Here is a 15,530-nt window from a genome sequence, read left to right as displayed (position 1 = left end):
CGCGGCATCGCCCACACCATCCCCGAACGCGCCGACCAGCAGACCAACCGACGCCGCCGCGGCGCCGCCGGCGGCCGACCACCGACCTTCGACACCCACCTCTACAAGCGCCGCAACGTCGTCGAACGCTGCTTCAACCGACTCAAGCAACACCGAGCCGTGGCCACCCGCTACGACAAGACCGCCACCTCCTACCGGGCCACGGTCACCATCGCCGCGCTACTCCAATGGATCAAACCCCTTTGAAGACATACCCTAGCCCGCGCCCCCCGAGGCGGCCGCGTCCCGGATCGACTTGCGCAGGGCGGGACCGGCGGGTCCGCTGCGTTCGGTGAGTTCCCGGATGCGCTGCTTGTGGGCGCGCTTGGTCCGGCGGTCGAGGACCCCGTGGAGGTCCCCCGCCGCGACGAGGGCCACCAGCGCGGCGTCGGCCGGCTCGACCCGGCCGACGGGGCTCGACAGGGCGCCCGTGACCCGGCTGACCAGCTCCTTGCGGACGCGGGGGTCGCGGACGGTCACCCGGACCGTGGGGAACAGCCCGAGGATCCGGTGGGGTTCGAGCCGGACCCAGCCGCCGTCGCCGAGCTGCTGGCGCACCGCGCCGACGGCGGCGCGCTGCCGGCGGCCGACCCAGGTGTGCCACTTGCGCGGCCGGGCGCCGGCGACCTCGTCGAGCACCGCCGCGAGGACGGGATCGGGGCAGGGGCGCCGGACGCCGACGACGGCGACCCGGCCGCGCTCGTCGGCGAGGTGGCCGCTGAGGTAGAGGTCGGCGAGGGCCGCGGCGCGCAGTACGGCGCCCGTGTTGCCGCCCGCGCGGATCCGGCCCTTGTCCGGGTCGTACGCCAGCAGGAACATCCGCTGCGGCAGGCTGTCCGGTACGGCCATGTCATTCCCCTTCCGGGTCGGGTGTCGCGGGGGGCCGGCCGGGTCCGCGCATCGGGCCGACCCCGCGGGGCAGGCGGCCCGCGTCGGCGAGCGCCTTGCGCAGGAGGTACTCGATCTGGGCGTTCGCGCTGCGGAACTCGTCCGCGGCCCAGCGCGCCACCGCGTCGTGCACGGCCGGGTCGAGCCGGACGAGGAGCTTCTTGCGTTCGACGGCCATGTGGCTAGGCGTAGAGGGTGCCCGCGTTGACCACCGGCTGCGCGTCCCGGTCGCCGCAGAGGACGACCAGCAGGTTGCTGACCATCGCGGCCTTGCGCTCCTCGTCGAGGTCGACGACGTGGTTCTCGGCGAGGCGCAGCAGCGCCATCTCCACCATGCCCACCGCACCCTCGACGATGCGGGCCCGGGCGGCGACGATGGCGTTGGCCTGCTGCCGGCGGAGCATGGCGTGGGCGATCTCGGGCGCGTAGGCGAGCCGGGTCAACCGCGACTCGACGATGCGGACGCCCGCCGCGGCGACCCGCGCGCCGATCTCCTCCGACAGCCGGGCGGTGATCTCGTCGGCGTTGTCGCGCAGGGACATCAGCGCCGTGTCGTGCGCGTCGTACGGATAGCTGTTGGCGATGTGCCGGACGGCGGTCTCGGTCTGGATGGCGACGAACTCGATGAAGTCGTCGACCTCGAAGACGGCGCGGGCAGTGTCCTCGACCTGCCAGACGACCACGGCGGCGATCTCGATGGGGTTGCCGTCGGCGTCGTTGACCTTGAGAACGTCCGTCTCGTGGTTGCGGATGCGGGTGGAGACCCGGCGCCGGGCGGTGAGCGGGTTGACCCAGCGCAGCCCGTCGGTGCGGACGGTCCCGGTGTAGCGCCCGAGCAACTGCAGCACGCGGGCCTCGCCAGGGGCCACCGGGGTCAGCCCGGCCGCGATGATCAGGGCGACCACCACGAGCAGGACGCTGACGCCGACGAGGCTGGCGATGGCGACGGTGCTCTCCCGCTGCACGCCGACGACGAAGACGGCGATGCCGAGGAGGTTCAGCAGCGCGGAGAGGCCGAGGACCGGCCAGCCCGAGGCTCCCTTGGCGATGCGCTCGCGCACCTGCGGGGTGGGCAGGTCGAGGTGTTCCGTCATGTGACGCTCCTTCCTCCGAAGATAGCTTCACGATAGCAAAGTGATATCACTTTTCGCCAGCGCTCGCGGGCGGCGATTTCGGGGGCGCGTCCAGCAGTGTCCGCGCCTCTATCCTGGCGGCATGGCGCGCTATGTCATCGACGCCCCCACGCTGCTCCATCTGCTCGACAACGATCGATCGGTCGACCCGAACCACCAGCTCGTGGCGCCGCACACCATCCGGTCGGAGGTACTGCAACTGCTGCTGCGGGACGTCCGCCGGGGCGGGCGCACCGAACGGGCGGCGCTGCGGACCCACGAGCGGGTCACCGAGGTGCGGATGCGGCTGCTCGGCGACCGGGTGTCCCGCGGAATGGCGTGGCGGATCGCCCGGGAACAGGACTGGGACACCCTGCGCGACGCGGAGTACCTGGCGCTGGTCCGGCTACAGGCCGATGCGCTGGTCACGGTGGACCCCGACCTGGCGACCAGGGCGGAGAACGTGGTCCCGGTGGCGCCCGTCCGGGCCCTGCTCGCCGGCGGGTAGCGACGGATCAAGCGCGCGGGGTTCGACCGCAGCCCACCCGCAACCGGTTGTCGTCCGGATCCCGCAAGTGCACCTCCCGCCCCCACGGGGCATCCTCGATGGCGGCCCCGAACTCGGCCGCCACCGCCTCGAGGTCGGCGACGTGGAGGTACAGGAGCGTGTCGGGTCGGGCATCACCGCGATGCTCCGACAGGTAGAGCTGCATCGACCCGCGCGAGACGCACAGGAACAACGGGAAGCCCGGCCCGAACCGGTGCTCCCACTGCCCGACGAAACCGAGACGGCCGTACCAGGCGGCGGAAGCTCGGGCATCCGCCGTGTGCAGGATGGGGGTGAGTCTCTCGTCCACGCCGCCATCGTGGCAGACCGATGAGCGCCGCCGGGGGGCGAGCGCCGGCGCATCCGAATCCGCCGCCGAGCCGGCGGTGTGACGCAATCGATGGCCCTGCCCCTCCCCGTGCTCCCCGCGGCGCTGCTGTCGTGGCGCGGGCGGGCGCGGTCCGGGGTAGCCTTGCAGCATATGGCTACCTATCGCAGCGCCGCAGTGCTTCTGTCGTCGGACGGCACCAGGACCCCCGGCACCGCCGGGCTGTTCGCCGAGCCCGCCCGCAAGAGCGGGATCCCGTCCTGGGCGGGCGACTTCCGGCTCGCCAACAGCGCCGGCAACGGGCCGAAGAACGCGGTCGGGAAGACCTTCACCCTGGAACTGCCGGACGGCAGCACCGGCAAGGTCGTGGTCCAGGGGGTCAAGAGCGGGAAGGGCGGCGTGGTGCTGGCCCTGATGGGCCAGGACGCACCCCCCTTCTGACCGGGACGGCCGCGTCGGTCCGACCGGTCGCGGCGCGCCGTCGCGCTCCTGCGCCTTGCGGAGAGTTGAATCCCTCGCGCCGGACCGATATCAAGCACCCGCGTTCTCGCGATAACTGCCCACCTCCGCAGTAAGGCCGCTGGTCTCCATGACAAACGAGCCTGCCCCGGCATCCACTCAGCGCACTCCCTGGTGCGGGTTGGGCGAGCCGTACCGGCGTGCCCCGGGAGACGCCGAGCACGTTGGTGGATGGTGCTCAGCCCGCCCGCCCGCTCGACGGGCGGCGATCGGGCTTGCCGGACGGCCGAGGGTCAGCCATACTCAGCCGTATGACAAGTGTACGACAGAAGGAACCGGCGACGAGGCGTCGGAAGGGCTCGGCGGCGCCCGAAGGGCGGGCGACCGGGGTCGACGCGAGGCGGGCGGGCTCGGCTTCCAGCATTGCCCAGGTCCGCTTACAGGCCGATGAGTTCGCGGAACTCCGGGCCGCGATGCAGCAGTTGAGCTTGACCACGACGTCCGAAGCGCTGCGTGAGGGAGTGCGCCTGCTGGTCAGGGAGGCCCGGGAAATCGCTACCGCCGGTGAGATCCAACGCTTCTACGGCGGACAGCCCGCGCCGCTCCCGGAAGGTGTCGCGCCGGTGACGGAGGAGGAACTGGCGCTGGCGGACAACGAACAGTGGTAGCGACACCTCAACGCTTGGCGCCGATGAGAGCCGAGGTGTGGGGGTGTGCGGTACCGGGGGCGGGTCCGCACCCTGTCGTGATCCTGACGGTGAACCGTATAGCGGAACCCCTGTCGGCCGTCACCGTCGTGCTGGTGACGGGTTCGAAGGGTCCGGCCGCGACACACGTGCGGATCGGCCCGGAGGCCGGCGTGACGAAGTACCCCGAGTCGTACGTGAATTGCACGGACTTGCATACGGTGGATAAACCGAGACTCCGGCGGCGACTCGGTCGACTTGCGCCCGCGGAAATGCGAAAGGTCGAGTCCAATCTGCGTGGAGTGCTCGGTCTCTGAATCGCGGGCCAAGAAACACCGAGCCACATAACGCGAACCACGACCCGCCCGGCGCTATGTCCGCAGAATTTTGTCCATCGGCCTGCCCTTGGCCAGTTCGTCGACCAGTTTGTCGAGATAGCGGATCCTCTGCATCAAGGGATCATCGATATCCTCGATCCGCACCCCGCAGATAGTCCCGGTGATCGACGAGGCACGCGGGTTGAGCCGCGCAGCGGCGAAGAAGTCCTCGAAGGTGGTACCCGCGGCCAGATGATGCTCCAGGGTGGAATCATCGAAGCCCGTCAGCCACTCGATGACCCGGTGCAGCTCTACCCTGGTGCGCCCTTTCTTTTCGACCTTCGTCACATAGTGGGGGTACACCGACGCGACACTGGTCCTGAAGATCCGGCTCATCCCACGGACAGTACTGCCTCCCGTCGGAGCAGCCCAATCACGGTGCCGCCGCGCTGGAGCAGGTGGTACCGGACCGAGCGGCCCACCGTGCGGTCAGTGCCGCGGAGGCGTTTCGGCCGTGCTCTCGGGCATTGGCGCGCGCGCGGGCGTTCTGTTCCCCATTCTTGAGACATGCCACACCGGCCGATGAGCCATTGGCATATGGGCGCAGTGGCGTGATGACCAGCCCGCAGTACGAGAGGTGAGGGCGCATGGCCGACGGGGCCGGGGCAGGGATCGGGTCAACGTGCGGTCGTTGCATGTCGTCGCCGGAGCTTTCGTGGTGGCACTGCCCGCGGTACTGATTCTGCTCTCGATGCTCGCCGGCGGGGGGGTTGGAAATCGACTGGCTGGCTCTGCTGCTGTGGGGCGTTGGGCCGCTCGTGCTCGGCCGGCTGGGCGGCGATGGGAGGCGGATCCCGGAATCGCGTGGACTCACGATCTCCCGCGACTTGACGGCCCTACCCGAAAACTATTCTTCGCGAATCGACGGGTGGGCGCTCAGCCACGCGGCCGCTCTGCGGTTCGAGGCGCGGGACAGCCACGCATCCTGGATGACCTCGGCCAACTCCGCCCGGGTCAGCTCACCGATACGCACCGCCCGCAGCAGCACCGACGGATGGCCGTTGAAGTGCGCCGTGGTGAAGAACGGCGACGCCTCGTCCTGTACCAATGCCTGCTTGTCCGCCTCGGACGGCACCCAGAACACGATCACATCCGCGTACCGCTCCCCGGTGACCGGATCCACCGCGTCCGGCCGCGGCGTGCGAAAGAAGACGAACGACTTCCCACCGACCTGGTACACCGGATTCTCGCCACCGCCGTACTCGACGGTGACGTGCGGCATGGCCGAAGCCAACTCGTGCACGTCCGCCACCCGGGCGTCCCGACTCCCGTCGCTGGTCACCTCACCACCGTAATGGCCCATCCACTCGACCACCGCCGGTGCGACACTGATCGGCGTGGCCCACGACGAGGATCTCGCCGACCGCATCCGGGAGATCGTGCGGGACCAACCCGGCCTGACGGAGAAACGCATGTTCGGCGGCCTGGCGTTCCTGGTCGACGGCAACATGGCGGTCGCCGCCAGCGGCCGCGGCGGCCTGCTCCTGCGCGTCGACCCGGCCGACACCCCGACCCTGGTCCAGCGCCCCGGCGCCAGCCGGTTCGAGATGCGCGGCCGCGAACTGAACGGCTGGCTGCACATCGCCCCGACCGCCCTGACGACCGAGCGCCAACTCCACGCATGGGTGTCCCGCGGCGTCACCTACGCCGGATCACTACCGGCCGAGTAGCGCCGCCGACGCAAGGCATCGCCCAACACAAGCACCACAAGGCAGTGCCAACAGCAGGGCACCAAGGCACCAAGGCAAGCGAAACGATCAGGCGGCAGCGCGCTGGGCGTCGGCCATGACCAGGCTGGACAGCAGCCGGGCCACGTACCGCCACTGCCCGAGCTGCGCCACGTCCCGCGCGTCGCTCGCCGCCAGCAGCGGCACCCCGGCCGCCGCGAACAGCCCGGCGAGCGGCGCGGCCGGGGCCCGCCACGACTCGCTGACCTCGACCGCGGTACCGGTGCAGCGGCACGCCTCGATGAGCGGGTGCAGCACGGACTCGTCCAGCTCCGCGAGGTCGATGCCGACCTGGCCGAGGAGGCCGAGGGGGCGGGCGAGCTGGGTGGGGGCGTAGCGGGAGGCGCGCTCCACGGCGCTGACGGTGGCGCTGACCGCGAGGTCGACGACGTCCACCGCGCGCAGGGCGCCGGTGCGCAGCAGGTCGGTCACCCGGCGGGGCTCCAGCAGCTCGTCGCCGAGCGGGAGGCGGCCGGCGCCGATGCTGAGCACGTCCAGGCCGCCGAGGTCCTCGGGGAAGTCCAGCCAGCCGTCGGCGCGGACGACCTCGACCTCGACGCCGATGCGCAGGTCGACGTCCGTGCGCTGCTGGGCCCGCAGGATCGACTTCTGGTACACCGGCAGCCAGTTGACCCGCGGCGTCACGGTGTCGGCGAAGGTGAGCTGGCGCAGGCCGACGCGCTCGGCGGCGGTGACGATGGCGCCCACGCTGTCCCGGCCCACGGAGAAGCCCGTGTGGACGTGCGCGTCGGCGTTGAGGTCGATCAACGGCGTCACGTCGAGATCACGGTCTACCACGGCTACTCCCCCGGAACGGCTTCTCTTCCGGGATCCACGATGCCGGACCTGCCGCGCACCGGCGGTGTCGGTCGGGTGCAAGCGCGGTGCGGGGTGCCCGGCCCGGGGGCGCCGGGGTCAGTCGGTACCGGCAGGGCCGGCGCCCGCGCCGCCGCCGGGGGCGTTGGCGGCGGTGGTGGGGCGGCGGTACCGGTACCCGAAGCCGCGCACCGACTCCACCGGCGACTCGTCCGGGTCGGTCCAGCCCAGTTTGCGGCGCAGCCGCAGGACCGCGAACTTCACCCGCTCCTGTCCGATCCCGGTCGGGTCGTCCCATGCCTGGCTGAGCAACTGGTTCGGGGACAGGACCGCGCCGGCATGCCGGACCAGGGTGTTGAGCAGGCGGAACTCCGTGGGCGTCAGGCGCACCTCGGTGCCCTCGACGAACACCCGCCGGGAGGTGGGGTCGAGGTGCAGCACCCCGTCGTCGTACACCTGGGCGGCCCACGAGGTCGAGCTGGTCGAGCGGCGCAGCAGCGCCTCGACCCGGGCCAGCAGCTCGGCGTTGGCGAACGGCTTGGTGAGGTAGTCGTCGGCCCCGCTGCGCAGTCCGCGTACCTTGTCCGTTTCCTGCCCGTGCGCGGTCAGGACGAGCACGGGGACGTCGCTGATGTCGCGCAGCCGTTCCAGTACCTGCCAGCCGTCCATCTCCGGCAGGCCGACGTCGAGCACGATCAGGTCGGGGTGCTCGGCGTAGGCGTCGCGCAGCCCGGCCCGGCCGTCCCGGGCGTGGTGGACCTCGTACCCGGAGCGGCTGAACAGCAGCTTCAGGGCCAGCGAGATGTCCGGATCGTCCTCGACGACCAGCAGTCGACTCATCGGATCGCCCCGCTTCTGTGCCTACCGCGCCGGCCGTGCGGGTCCGGCGCCACGTGATCCCGCAGCGAAGACCACTATAAGCGGATTTATCACTCTGACGTGCCGCATGGCGTACGCCCGCCCCCGCGGGGGTCCGACGAGTGGCGTCGGCCACTCCGGGCGCGGACAACCGCACCGCACCCGAAGTACTCTCCGGCCACACCCGTACCGGGCGGGAGCGTGCCGAAGGTCAGGGCATGCCCGCACCGATCCTCCCGCAGCGCGACGCCGCCGCCCACGTCCGCCTGGTCGCCCTCGACCGGCACGAAGTGGCCCGGCTCGGCCTGGCGTACCTGGCGCAGCGCAGCGCCGGTATCGCCCTGGTCGGCCAGGCGGCCGCCGCCGCCGAGGGTTTCCCGCTCGTCGACCGCCTCCGCCCCACGGTCATCGCCGTGGGCGTCGAGCTGGCCGACGGCCCCGGCTTCCCCGCCGCGGAGGAGCTGCGCCGCCGGTACCCGGCGCCGGGCATCGTCCTGATCACCCACGAGCCGAACGAGGAGCTGCTCGCCCGGGCCGCCGACGCGGGGCTGTCCGCCCTGGTCAGCCGCTCGGCGCCGCTGCCGACGCTCGCCGCCGTGATCCGCCAGGCGTCGCTGGAGCCGGACCGGTTCCGCGCGCCCGGCGCCGCCCTGCTCCCCCGCGCCCGCCGCTCGGCCGTACCCGCGCTCAGCACCCGCGAGCAGCAGGTGCTCGCCCGGCTGCCCGACGGGGAGACGCTGGAGTCGATCGCCGAGGCGCTCGAGGTCAGCCGGCGTACCGTCAAGACGTACGTCGCCCGCATCTACACCAAACTGCAGGTGCAGAACCGCGCCCAGGCCGTCATCGTGGCCGCGCGGCACGGGCTGCTGCCCGCGGTACCGCCGCAGCAGTAGCGCGACCGGCGGGCACGGGCCCCGCCGAGGTAGTACCGTCGGCGGTCCGACCGCCGACCGCACCGCGCCCGGCGACTCCGAACACCCGGGGGTGCCCGTGGAACGGCGGCTCCTGCACCACCTGGCCGGCTGGCTGGGTCAGTGGCCGCCGCTCGCCCCGCTCCAGGTGGTCGGCTCCGGCCGGCGGCTGGAGCCCGGCTGGGACGGGCGCACCCACCCCGCGATCGCCGTCGGCCACCCCGGCGGGCTGCTGCTGTCCGTCCCGCCGGTGGCCGCCCCCGAGGTCCGCCGCGCCGCCGGCATCGCCCGCCCGGACGCCGACGCGGACGCCGCCCGCCGGCCCGCCTACGCCGGGGGTGCCGGCGCCCCCGCCGGCCCCGCGCCCGGGCCGCCGCGCCCCGGCCCGCCCGGGCTGCCCGACCACCTGCCCGCGCTCGTCGGCTACCCGCGCCGCCGGCTGTACGCGGGCGTCTTCCGCTGGACCGGCGCCCCGGCCGCGTTGCCGGAGGCCGGCGAGTGGCTGCCCGCCGGCGACCCGGCGCTGCCGGTGTGGCTGGCCGCGTACGACTCGCCCGTGCTGGTCGTCCGCGACCCGGACACCGGCGCGTACCTGGCCGGGGTGGGGGTCCGGCGGCACACCGCCTGCGGGCACGAACTCGCCGTCGACGTCGCGCCGGCCGCCCGCGGCCGCGGGCTGGCCCGCCGGCTGTTCGCCGCGGCCGCCCGGCGCAGCCTGGACGAGGGCGCGGTACCGACCTATGTGCACGATCCGGGCGACGCCGCGGCCGCCGGGGCCGCCGCGGCGGCCGGGTTCGCCGAGCGTGGCTGGCGGTACCACGACCTGTCCGGCTCAGTACAGTGACCGGGTGAACTCCGGACTGGCCGACGTGGTGATGATCGCCGCCCTCGCCCTGGCCGCCGCCGGCGGCCTGGCCACCGCCCTGGACCGCCGCCCCGGCCGCGTGCTGCAACTCGGCGCCGGGCTGGTCGAGCTGCTCGTGGTGATCCTCGCCGCGGTCGTCGCGGTCGAGCTGGTCGGCGGCGACCGGCCCGCCGAGCCGACCACGTTCGCCGGGTACGCGATCACCACGCTCGCCCTGCTGCCCGGCTCGGTGATCCTGGCCCGGATGGAGCCGACCCGGTGGGGCTCGGCGATCATCGGCGGGGCGGGGCTGCTGCTGCCGGTGCTGATCCTGCGGTTGCAGCAGGTCCATGGCTGAGCGGCGGACCGGGACCGGGCCGGGCCGCGTCCTCGTCTGGGTGTACGGGGTGTTCGCGCTCGCCGCCGGCGCCCGGGCGGGCGTGCAGCTCGCCACCCGGTTCGACGACGCGCCCGTGGCGTACCTGCTGTCGGCGCTCGCCGCCGTGATCTACCTGGTCGCGGCGGTCGGGCTGGCCCGCGGCGACCGGACCGGGCGGCGGGCCGCCTGGCTGTCCTGCTCGGTCGAGCTGGCCGGCGTCCTCGCGGTCGGGACGGCGAGCCTGCTGTGGCCGGGCGCGTTCCCGGACGCGACGGTCTGGTCGGACTACGGCATCGGGTACGGCTTCGTCCCGCTGCTGCTGCCGGTCCTCGGCCTGCTCTGGCTGCGCCGCACCCGCTGACGCGCCCGCCCCCGGCCCGCCCGCGAACGGACCCCCCGCGGGCCACGGCGCGGGTCAGCCGCGTTGGTACAGCCGCACGCCCGCCCGCTCGTCCACCCGCCGGTACCCCAGGCCCGGCAGCGTCTCCTCGTACGCCCGGTAGGCCGGCGGCAGCAGCGGGAACGCGCTCGGCGGGTCCAGCGTGACGATCCACTCCGCCGTCGGCGGGCGCGGCGGGTCCAGCGGGTTGCCGCGCGGGTCGACCGCATCCGGGAACATCCGGACCACGCACCGGTCGACCAGCAGCGGCGCGGCCCGGTTGTCCGCGGCCACCACCGCCCCGTCCGGCACCCGCTCGGCCAGGAACCGCTTCGCCGCCGTCGTCTCCGCCGGCACCCGCCAGTAGCCGGGGCGCAGCAGCTTGCCCAGCGGCTGCCCGGTCAGCGTGGCCAGCACGGCGTGCCCGGCGACCAGCGCGGCCAGCGCCACCGGCAGCCCGGCGGCCAGCCGGGGGCGCGCCGCGAGCCCGGGGCGGGCGGCCAGCCGGGGGGCGAGCCAGCGGCGCAGCCGGTCCAGGCCGTCGACGGCCGCGGCGAACAGGATCGGCATGAGCACGCTGTTGTAGTGGAACGCCTTGTCCCAGTACGCCGGCTTCTCCGTCCAGAACCGGACCGCCAGCGGCACCGCGGTCACCAGCGCCAGCGGCGACAGCGCGGCGAGGAACCCGGTGGCCAGCAGCAGGACGTACACCAGGTGCCACTTGTCGGCCGGCGCGAGCAGCCGCAGCAGCGGGTTGCTCTCGCCGCCGCCGCCGACCGAGCCGAGGTACGGGTACCGGCCGTCGGGGTTGAACGCCGGCACGACCACCAGGACGGTCAGCAGGCCGACCAGCACCCCGGCGCCGGCGAGCAGGGCGCCGAGCCGGCGCTGGCCGCGCAGCAGCAGGTACCCGCCGATCGCCACCACCAGCGCCGCCTGGTCCTCCTTGACCAGCAGCAGCGGCAGGGCGTACCAGCAGGCCCGGCGCCACCGCTCGGTCAGCAGCGCCTCGGCGCAGAACGCCAGCAGCGGCACCGCGAACGCGATCTCGTGGAAGTCGAACACCACCGCCTGCTGCACGCCGAACGACAGCCCGTACCCGACCGCGAGCAGCGACCCCGGCCACGCGCCGAGCCGGGCGATCCCGAGCCGGGCCAGCGGGACGATCGACAGCGCGAACAGGAACGCCTGCGCCACCAGCAGCGTCACCGGCGTCGGGCACAGCGCGTAGAACGGGGCGAGCAGCGCGAGGATCGGGTGGAAGTGGTCGCCGAGCAGCGGGAAGCCGGGCCCCTTGAGGTCGGCGGTGGGGGCGCGCAGCTCGGCGTACGAGCGGACGGCCTGGGTGAAGATTCCCAGGTCGAACGCGGTGGTCTCCATCCGTTCCCAGCGGAGCACGGACAGCGCGGTGTACAGGGCGAGGAAGGGCGCGGCGAGGGCGTACGGCAGCGCCCGGCCGCGCGCGGCGGCGGGCACTACTTGTTGAGCAGGTCGTAGACGCCGGCCGGGGCGTCGATGGCCGCCGTCGGCGCGGCCGGGATCGCGGCGGCGCCGTAGTCGCCGTACGTGGACACCCGCTCGTACGCCTTCGCCCTCCCGGCGGCCGGCACCCGGACGGTGAGCTTGCTGAGCCGCTGCTCGGCGTCCACGACGGCCTCGAACGGCACCGCGGCGGCCTTCGGGCCGAGCGCGGTGACCCGGGCCGGCGGGACCAGCTCGACGCCGCCCAGCGCGGTCAGGTCGACGGTGCCGCGGTACCCGGACGGGTCGGCGGTGACCCCGCCGGTGCGGGCGGCGAGCGCGGCGGCGCCGGTCGGGTCGGCGGCGAACTCGGCGAGCAGGTCGGTGCTGGTCACCTTCGCCGGGTCGATCCGCAGCCACTTGTCCGGGACGGGGAAGCCGGGAACCCGGCGGCTCGGCGTGATCCGGGTCCACAGGTCCGGGCCGATCTTGAGGAAGCCGGTCTTGACGACCAGGTCGTCGCCGGGCTCGCGCTGGTTGATCTCGATGAGGCCGCGGCCGGCGCGGGGGTCGAGCACGCCGGTGCCGGTGCTGTCGGGGTCGGCCAGGGTGTACCGGAAGCTGCCCCCGGACCGGTCCGGCGCGGCGGCCTGCAGGGCCTCCTGCGGCGTGCGGGCGCGCCCGGCGGCCTGGCCGCCGCCCGTGCCGGCGGCGGTGCAGCCGGCGGCGGCGAGCAGCAGGGCGGCCAGGAGGCCCGCCAGGGCCGGGGGTACGGCGCGACGGTCGATGCGCTTCACGGTGCCCTCTCCCGGCGGCGCCGCCGGGGGCAGCGGGCCGCCTGAGTCCCGCGCGCCGGCGGCGCCGGCGCGTCACCGGCCGGCGGTGCCGGCCGGTCGGATCGAAGAATAGCCAGAACCATCGTGGATCCGCGCCCGGGGAGGGGGCAATCCGCGCGGCGGCTGACGAACCCCGACCACCCGGCCGATGGGGCAGTAACCGGATGTACCCGCTGCTCGCGACCGCCGCCGGGCGGCCCGGGACGGCGCCCGCTCGGCCGATGGCGAAAGATGGGGCCGGAGGGCGGCGCATCCACCAGAATCGGCGTCGCCGGACGAACAGCCCGTGGGAGGGAACCGCCATGACCGACCCGACGCCCCGTACCTCGCAGGCAGTGGCCGATGCCGACCGCTGGACCGCGCACAACTACCACCCCCTGCCGGTCGTGGTGGCCAGCGCCGAGGGCGCCTGGGTCACCGACATCGACGGCAACCGGTACCTGGACTGCCTGGCCGGTTACTCGTCGCTGAACTTCGGCCACCGCCACCCGGCGCTGGTCGCCGCCGCGCACGCCCAGCTCGACCGGCTGACGCTGACCTCGCGGGCCTTCCTGCACGACCGGTTCGCCGAGTTCTGCCGGCGGCTGGCCGCGCTCTGCGGCAAGGACCTGGTGCTACCGATGAACACCGGCGCCGAGGCCGTGGAGACCGGGATCAAGGTGGCCCGCAAGTGGGGGTACCGGATCAAGGGCGTGCCCGCCGACACCGCGCACATCGTGGTGGCGGCGAACAACTTCCACGGCCGGACCACGACGATCGTGTCGTTCTCCACCGACGAGGACGCGCGGGCCGACTTCGGCCCGTACACGCCGGGCTTCACCGTGGTGCCGTACGGCGACCTGGACGCGATCCGCGGCGCGCTCACCGAGAGCACGGTGGCGGTGCTGCTGGAGCCGATCCAGGGCGAGGCGGGCGTGCTGGTGCCGCCGCCGGGGTACCTGGGCGGCGTCCGGGAGCTGTGCACGGCGTCGAACGTGCTGTTCATCGCCGACGAGATCCAGTCCGGCCTGGGCCGGACCGGGCGCACCTTCGCCGTCGAGCACGAGGGCGTGGTGCCGGACATGTACCTGCTCGGCAAGGCGCTGGGCGGCGGCATCGTCCCGGTCTCGGCGGTGGTCGCCGACGCGGACGTGCTCGGCGTGCTCCAGCCGGGCCAGCACGGCTCGACGTTCGGCGGGAACCCGCTGGCCTGCGCGGTCGCCACCGAGGTGGTCGGGCTGCTGGAGACCGGCGAGTTCCAGGAGCGGGCGACCGAGCTGGGCGACCGGCTGCACACCGGCCTGGCGAAGCTGATCGGCGCCGGGGTGACCGAGGTGCGCGGGCGCGGCCTGTGGGCGGGCGTGGACATCGACCCGACCCGGATGACCGGGCGGGAGGCGAGCGAGCGGCTGCTGGCCCGCGGCGTGCTGGCCAAGGACACGCACGGGTCGACGATCCGGCTGGCGCCGCCGCTGGTGGTCACCGCGGACGAGATCGACTGGGCGCTGGAGCAGTTCACCGCGATCCTCTGACCGCGGCGCGGCGCGGGCGGCGCGGCCGGGCTCGCCGCCCGGTCGCCGGGTCGGTCAGGGGGCCGGCGGGAGCTGCATCATCATCGTGGGGGCGTCGGACATCACCGACTCGGGGTTGGCCACGCCCCCCGCGGCCCACCGCCCGGCCCGGGCGAGCTGTACGCCCGGGTACAGCTCGACCACGTCCTCCTTGGCCAGCGTGCGGACCTGGTCGCGGGTCAGCAGCAGCCGGTTCGACTCGGCCATCGAGCCGTCCACCCGGACGACCGTCCCGTTGGTGCTCACGTCCCGGACCAGGATGTCCCGGCCGAGCAGCTCCAGCCGGACGTGCGCCCGGCTGATCCAGCGCCGCGCCTCCTCGCCCAGCCACGGGCCGAGCATGAGCACGCCGGGGCTGCGGTTGGCGCCGTCCGGGGCGCGGCCGACCGTCACCGGCTGGTCGGTGGAGACCACGAACCGCTGCCGGATCGCGCCGTCGACCCGCACCACCATCAGCTCCGCGGCCGGGCGCGGCCCGGCCGGCAGCAGCCGCTCGTCGTGCCGCGGGCAGAACGGCACCCCGTCGCGCAGCCGCGGCGGCGGCTGCCCGCCCGGCCGGCCGAGGCGGGCCGGGCCGAACGCGGCGCAGCCGGGGTCCGGGCACTTCCACAGCCGGGACAGCACCCGCCGGGCGGTCTCCGGGTCGGGCAGGCCGCCGTACCCCGGCGGCGGGCTGCCGGCGCCGGCCACCGCCCCGGCGTCGGTCGTCACGGCCGGTTCCAGCACGGCCCCGCCCGGCCCCGGTACGGGGGCCAGCAGCCGCCCCGGCGCGGCCAGCCAGGCGAGCCGGCCGACCGCCCCGCCGAACGTCTGCCGGGTGATCAGCGGCAGGCCGGTGAGGACGGCGACCTCCAGCACCCGGGCGCCGACGGTGGGCAGCACCTCGATCAGCCCGTCGTCGGCCCAGCGGCGGATCACCATGCGCTCGTTGGAGGTGAGATCCGCGTCGGAGAGCAGCCCGCGGTCGGCGACGACGTGGACGGGGACGTTCTCCTCGGCGACGTACCGGCTCAGCGCGTCGACGACGTGGCCCAGGCGCAGCAGGGTGGCGGGGCGACCGCTGTCCAGGTCCGCGTACCGGACCACCTCGGCGAGGTCGAGCACCCCCCGGGCGAGCGCCGGGTCGGTGGAGAGCCGCTTCTCGATCGCGTCGAGGACCTTGCTGACTTCGAATCTCACCCGCCCATGATGCCCGCTCCATCCGCCGTTTCCCCAATACCACCCGGGGTCGGTCAGCCGATGGTGCCGGCGGGCGCACGGGCAGCGCGGAGCCGGACATTCAGCCCATCGATGGTCCACCCGCCGGGCGGCCGCGGGCGCCGCCCGCCCCGAA

21 protein-coding genes and 1 pseudogene are annotated in these 15,530 nt (G+C 74.1%); 11 read left to right on the top strand and 11 right to left on the bottom strand.

Going from position 1 to position 15,530, the window contains the following annotated elements:
* A pseudogene (locus IEY94_RS17170) lies at positions 1-246 on the top strand (IS5/IS1182 family transposase); the annotation flags it as partial.
* A 9-nt stretch (positions 247-255) separates the two neighbouring features.
* On the opposite strand, the gene IEY94_RS17165 reads toward IEY94_RS17170, so the two are convergent.
* Genes IEY94_RS17165 through IEY94_RS17155 form a run of 3 tightly spaced genes read right to left on the bottom strand, consistent with a single transcriptional unit; the run spans position 256 to position 2,021 of the window.
* On the bottom strand, positions 256-888 hold the full coding sequence (locus IEY94_RS17165; protein ID WP_189171195.1) for a GOLPH3/VPS74 family protein: 633 nt from the start codon (positions 886-888) through the stop codon (positions 256-258).
* A gap of 1 nt (position 889) precedes the next feature.
* Positions 890-1,105 carry a type II toxin-antitoxin system antitoxin gene (locus IEY94_RS17160; RefSeq protein WP_189171194.1) on the bottom strand — a complete coding sequence of 72 codons (216 nt, stop codon included), beginning with the start codon at positions 1,103-1,105 and terminating at the stop codon, positions 890-892.
* 4 nt (positions 1,106-1,109) lie between these two features.
* On the bottom strand, positions 1,110-2,021 hold the full coding sequence (locus IEY94_RS17155; protein ID WP_189171193.1) for an SPFH domain-containing protein: 912 nt from the start codon (positions 2,019-2,021) through the stop codon (positions 1,110-1,112).
* 121 nt (positions 2,022-2,142) lie between these two features.
* On the opposite strand from IEY94_RS17155, the gene IEY94_RS17150 reads away from it, so the two are divergent.
* On the top strand, positions 2,143-2,547 hold the full coding sequence (locus IEY94_RS17150) for a type II toxin-antitoxin system VapC family toxin (RefSeq protein WP_189171192.1): 405 nt from the start codon (positions 2,143-2,145) through the stop codon (positions 2,545-2,547).
* Positions 2,548-2,554: 7 nt separating this feature from the next.
* Here the strand turns inward: IEY94_RS17150 and IEY94_RS17145 are convergent, their stop codons facing one another.
* Positions 2,555-2,896: a glyoxalase superfamily protein gene (locus IEY94_RS17145; protein WP_189171191.1), complete on the bottom strand. Its 342-nt coding sequence runs from the start codon at positions 2,894-2,896 to the stop codon at positions 2,555-2,557.
* Positions 2,897-3,091: 195 nt separating this feature from the next.
* On the opposite strand from IEY94_RS17145, the gene IEY94_RS17140 reads away from it, so the two are divergent.
* From IEY94_RS17140 to IEY94_RS24370, 3 genes are all read left to right on the top strand, one after another.
* Positions 3,092-3,355 carry a hypothetical protein gene (locus tag IEY94_RS17140; protein ID WP_189171190.1) on the top strand — a complete coding sequence of 88 codons (264 nt, stop codon included), beginning with the start codon at positions 3,092-3,094 and terminating at the stop codon, positions 3,353-3,355.
* 329 nt (positions 3,356-3,684) lie between these two features.
* A complete protein-coding gene (locus IEY94_RS23665; protein ID WP_229784142.1) occupies positions 3,685-4,041 on the top strand; it encodes a hypothetical protein in 357 nt (118 codons plus the stop codon).
* 23 nt (positions 4,042-4,064) lie between these two features.
* A complete protein-coding gene (locus IEY94_RS24370) occupies positions 4,065-4,376 on the top strand; it encodes a type II toxin-antitoxin system PemK/MazF family toxin (RefSeq protein ID WP_189171189.1) in 312 nt (103 codons plus the stop codon).
* A gap of 54 nt (positions 4,377-4,430) precedes the next feature.
* Here the strand turns inward: IEY94_RS24370 and IEY94_RS17125 are convergent, their stop codons facing one another.
* Together IEY94_RS17125 and IEY94_RS17120 are read right to left on the bottom strand one after the other, a co-directional pair.
* A complete protein-coding gene (locus IEY94_RS17125; RefSeq protein ID WP_189171188.1) occupies positions 4,431-4,772 on the bottom strand; it encodes a DUF2200 domain-containing protein in 342 nt (113 codons plus the stop codon).
* Positions 4,773-5,283: 511 nt separating this feature from the next.
* Positions 5,284-5,718, bottom strand: coding sequence for an MmcQ/YjbR family DNA-binding protein (locus IEY94_RS17120; RefSeq protein WP_229784140.1), 435 nt, complete (start codon positions 5,716-5,718; stop codon positions 5,284-5,286).
* 55 nt (positions 5,719-5,773) lie between these two features.
* Between IEY94_RS17120 and IEY94_RS17115 the strand changes: the two genes are divergently transcribed.
* Positions 5,774-6,106: a TfoX/Sxy family protein gene (locus IEY94_RS17115; protein ID WP_189171187.1), complete on the top strand. Its 333-nt coding sequence runs from the start codon at positions 5,774-5,776 to the stop codon at positions 6,104-6,106.
* A gap of 87 nt (positions 6,107-6,193) precedes the next feature.
* Here IEY94_RS17115 and IEY94_RS17110 read toward each other — a convergent pair whose 3' ends face one another.
* Complete coding sequence (locus tag IEY94_RS17110) at positions 6,194-6,961, bottom strand: hydrolase (protein ID WP_189171186.1); 768 nt, start codon at positions 6,959-6,961, stop codon at positions 6,194-6,196.
* A 117-nt stretch (positions 6,962-7,078) separates the two neighbouring features.
* A complete protein-coding gene (locus IEY94_RS17105; RefSeq protein ID WP_189171185.1) occupies positions 7,079-7,819 on the bottom strand; it encodes a response regulator transcription factor in 741 nt (246 codons plus the stop codon).
* Positions 7,820-8,055: 236 nt separating this feature from the next.
* Here IEY94_RS17105 and IEY94_RS17100 point away from each other — a divergent pair, with 236 nt between their 5' ends.
* The 4 genes from IEY94_RS17100 to IEY94_RS17085 all read left to right on the top strand — a co-directional run bounded on the left by IEY94_RS17100 (position 8,056) and on the right by IEY94_RS17085 (position 10,332).
* Positions 8,056-8,730 (top strand): response regulator transcription factor, encoded by a 675-nt coding sequence (locus IEY94_RS17100; RefSeq protein WP_189171184.1) that lies wholly within the window; start codon positions 8,056-8,058, stop codon positions 8,728-8,730.
* A 97-nt stretch (positions 8,731-8,827) separates the two neighbouring features.
* The gene (locus IEY94_RS17095; RefSeq protein WP_189171183.1) at positions 8,828-9,592 is read left to right on the top strand and encodes a GNAT family N-acetyltransferase; all 765 of its coding nucleotides are present in this window, start codon (positions 8,828-8,830) and stop codon (positions 9,590-9,592) included.
* A gap of 4 nt (positions 9,593-9,596) precedes the next feature.
* Positions 9,597-9,950 (top strand): hypothetical protein, encoded by a 354-nt coding sequence (locus IEY94_RS17090; RefSeq protein ID WP_229784138.1) that lies wholly within the window; start codon positions 9,597-9,599, stop codon positions 9,948-9,950.
* The gene (locus tag IEY94_RS17085) at positions 9,943-10,332 is read left to right on the top strand and encodes a hypothetical protein (RefSeq protein ID WP_189171182.1); all 390 of its coding nucleotides are present in this window, start codon (positions 9,943-9,945) and stop codon (positions 10,330-10,332) included. The genes IEY94_RS17090 and IEY94_RS17085 overlap by 8 nt, the downstream gene beginning before the upstream one ends.
* Before the next feature lie 54 nt (positions 10,333-10,386).
* Here the strand turns inward: IEY94_RS17085 and IEY94_RS17080 are convergent, their stop codons facing one another.
* Together IEY94_RS17080 and IEY94_RS17075 are read right to left on the bottom strand one after the other, a co-directional pair.
* Positions 10,387-11,826, bottom strand: a complete 1,440-nt coding sequence (locus IEY94_RS17080; RefSeq protein WP_189171181.1) for a DUF2079 domain-containing protein — start codon at positions 11,824-11,826, stop codon at positions 10,387-10,389.
* The gene (locus tag IEY94_RS17075; protein ID WP_189171180.1) at positions 11,826-12,608 is read right to left on the bottom strand and encodes a hypothetical protein; all 783 of its coding nucleotides are present in this window, start codon (positions 12,606-12,608) and stop codon (positions 11,826-11,828) included. The genes IEY94_RS17080 and IEY94_RS17075 overlap by 1 nt, the downstream gene beginning before the upstream one ends.
* A 341-nt stretch (positions 12,609-12,949) precedes the next feature.
* Here IEY94_RS17075 and rocD point away from each other — a divergent pair, with 341 nt between their 5' ends.
* Positions 12,950-14,158 (top strand): ornithine--oxo-acid transaminase, encoded by a 1,209-nt coding sequence (gene rocD / locus IEY94_RS17070; RefSeq protein ID WP_189171179.1) that lies wholly within the window; start codon positions 12,950-12,952, stop codon positions 14,156-14,158.
* A gap of 54 nt (positions 14,159-14,212) precedes the next feature.
* On the opposite strand, the gene IEY94_RS17065 is transcribed toward rocD, so the two are convergent.
* Positions 14,213-15,376 carry an FHA domain-containing protein gene (locus IEY94_RS17065; RefSeq protein WP_189171178.1) on the bottom strand — a complete coding sequence of 388 codons (1,164 nt, stop codon included), beginning with the start codon at positions 15,374-15,376 and terminating at the stop codon, positions 14,213-14,215.
* Between the last annotated feature and the right edge of the window lie 154 nt (positions 15,377-15,530).

The organism is Pilimelia anulata (assembly GCF_014647895.1).
In the GTDB taxonomy this organism is placed as follows: Bacteria; Actinomycetota; Actinomycetes; order Mycobacteriales; family Micromonosporaceae; genus Pilimelia; species Pilimelia anulata.
This window is presented reverse-complemented; position numbering and strand designations above follow the sequence as displayed.

Coding starts and splice junctions, on each gene's coding strand:
- IEY94_RS17155 (WP_189171193.1), bottom strand. CDS start 2,021: ATGACGGAACACCTCGACCTGCCCACCCCGCAGGTGCGCGAGCGCATC.
- IEY94_RS17125 (WP_189171188.1), bottom strand. CDS start 4,772: ATGAGCCGGATCTTCAGGACCAGTGTCGCGTCGGTGTACCCCCACTAT.
- IEY94_RS17150 (WP_189171192.1), top strand. CDS start 2,143: ATGGCGCGCTATGTCATCGACGCCCCCACGCTGCTCCATCTGCTCGAC.
- IEY94_RS24370 (WP_189171189.1), top strand. CDS start 4,065: ATGAGAGCCGAGGTGTGGGGGTGTGCGGTACCGGGGGCGGGTCCGCAC.
- IEY94_RS17165 (WP_189171195.1), bottom strand. CDS start 888: ATGGCCGTACCGGACAGCCTGCCGCAGCGGATGTTCCTGCTGGCGTAC.
- IEY94_RS17160 (WP_189171194.1), bottom strand. CDS start 1,105: ATGGCCGTCGAACGCAAGAAGCTCCTCGTCCGGCTCGACCCGGCCGTG.
- IEY94_RS17085 (WP_189171182.1), top strand. CDS start 9,943: ATGGCTGAGCGGCGGACCGGGACCGGGCCGGGCCGCGTCCTCGTCTGG.
- IEY94_RS17100 (WP_189171184.1), top strand. CDS start 8,056: ATGCCCGCACCGATCCTCCCGCAGCGCGACGCCGCCGCCCACGTCCGC.
- IEY94_RS17105 (WP_189171185.1), bottom strand. CDS start 7,819: ATGAGTCGACTGCTGGTCGTCGAGGACGATCCGGACATCTCGCTGGCC.
- rocD (WP_189171179.1), top strand. CDS start 12,950: ATGACCGACCCGACGCCCCGTACCTCGCAGGCAGTGGCCGATGCCGAC.
- IEY94_RS23665 (WP_229784142.1), top strand. CDS start 3,685: ATGACAAGTGTACGACAGAAGGAACCGGCGACGAGGCGTCGGAAGGGC.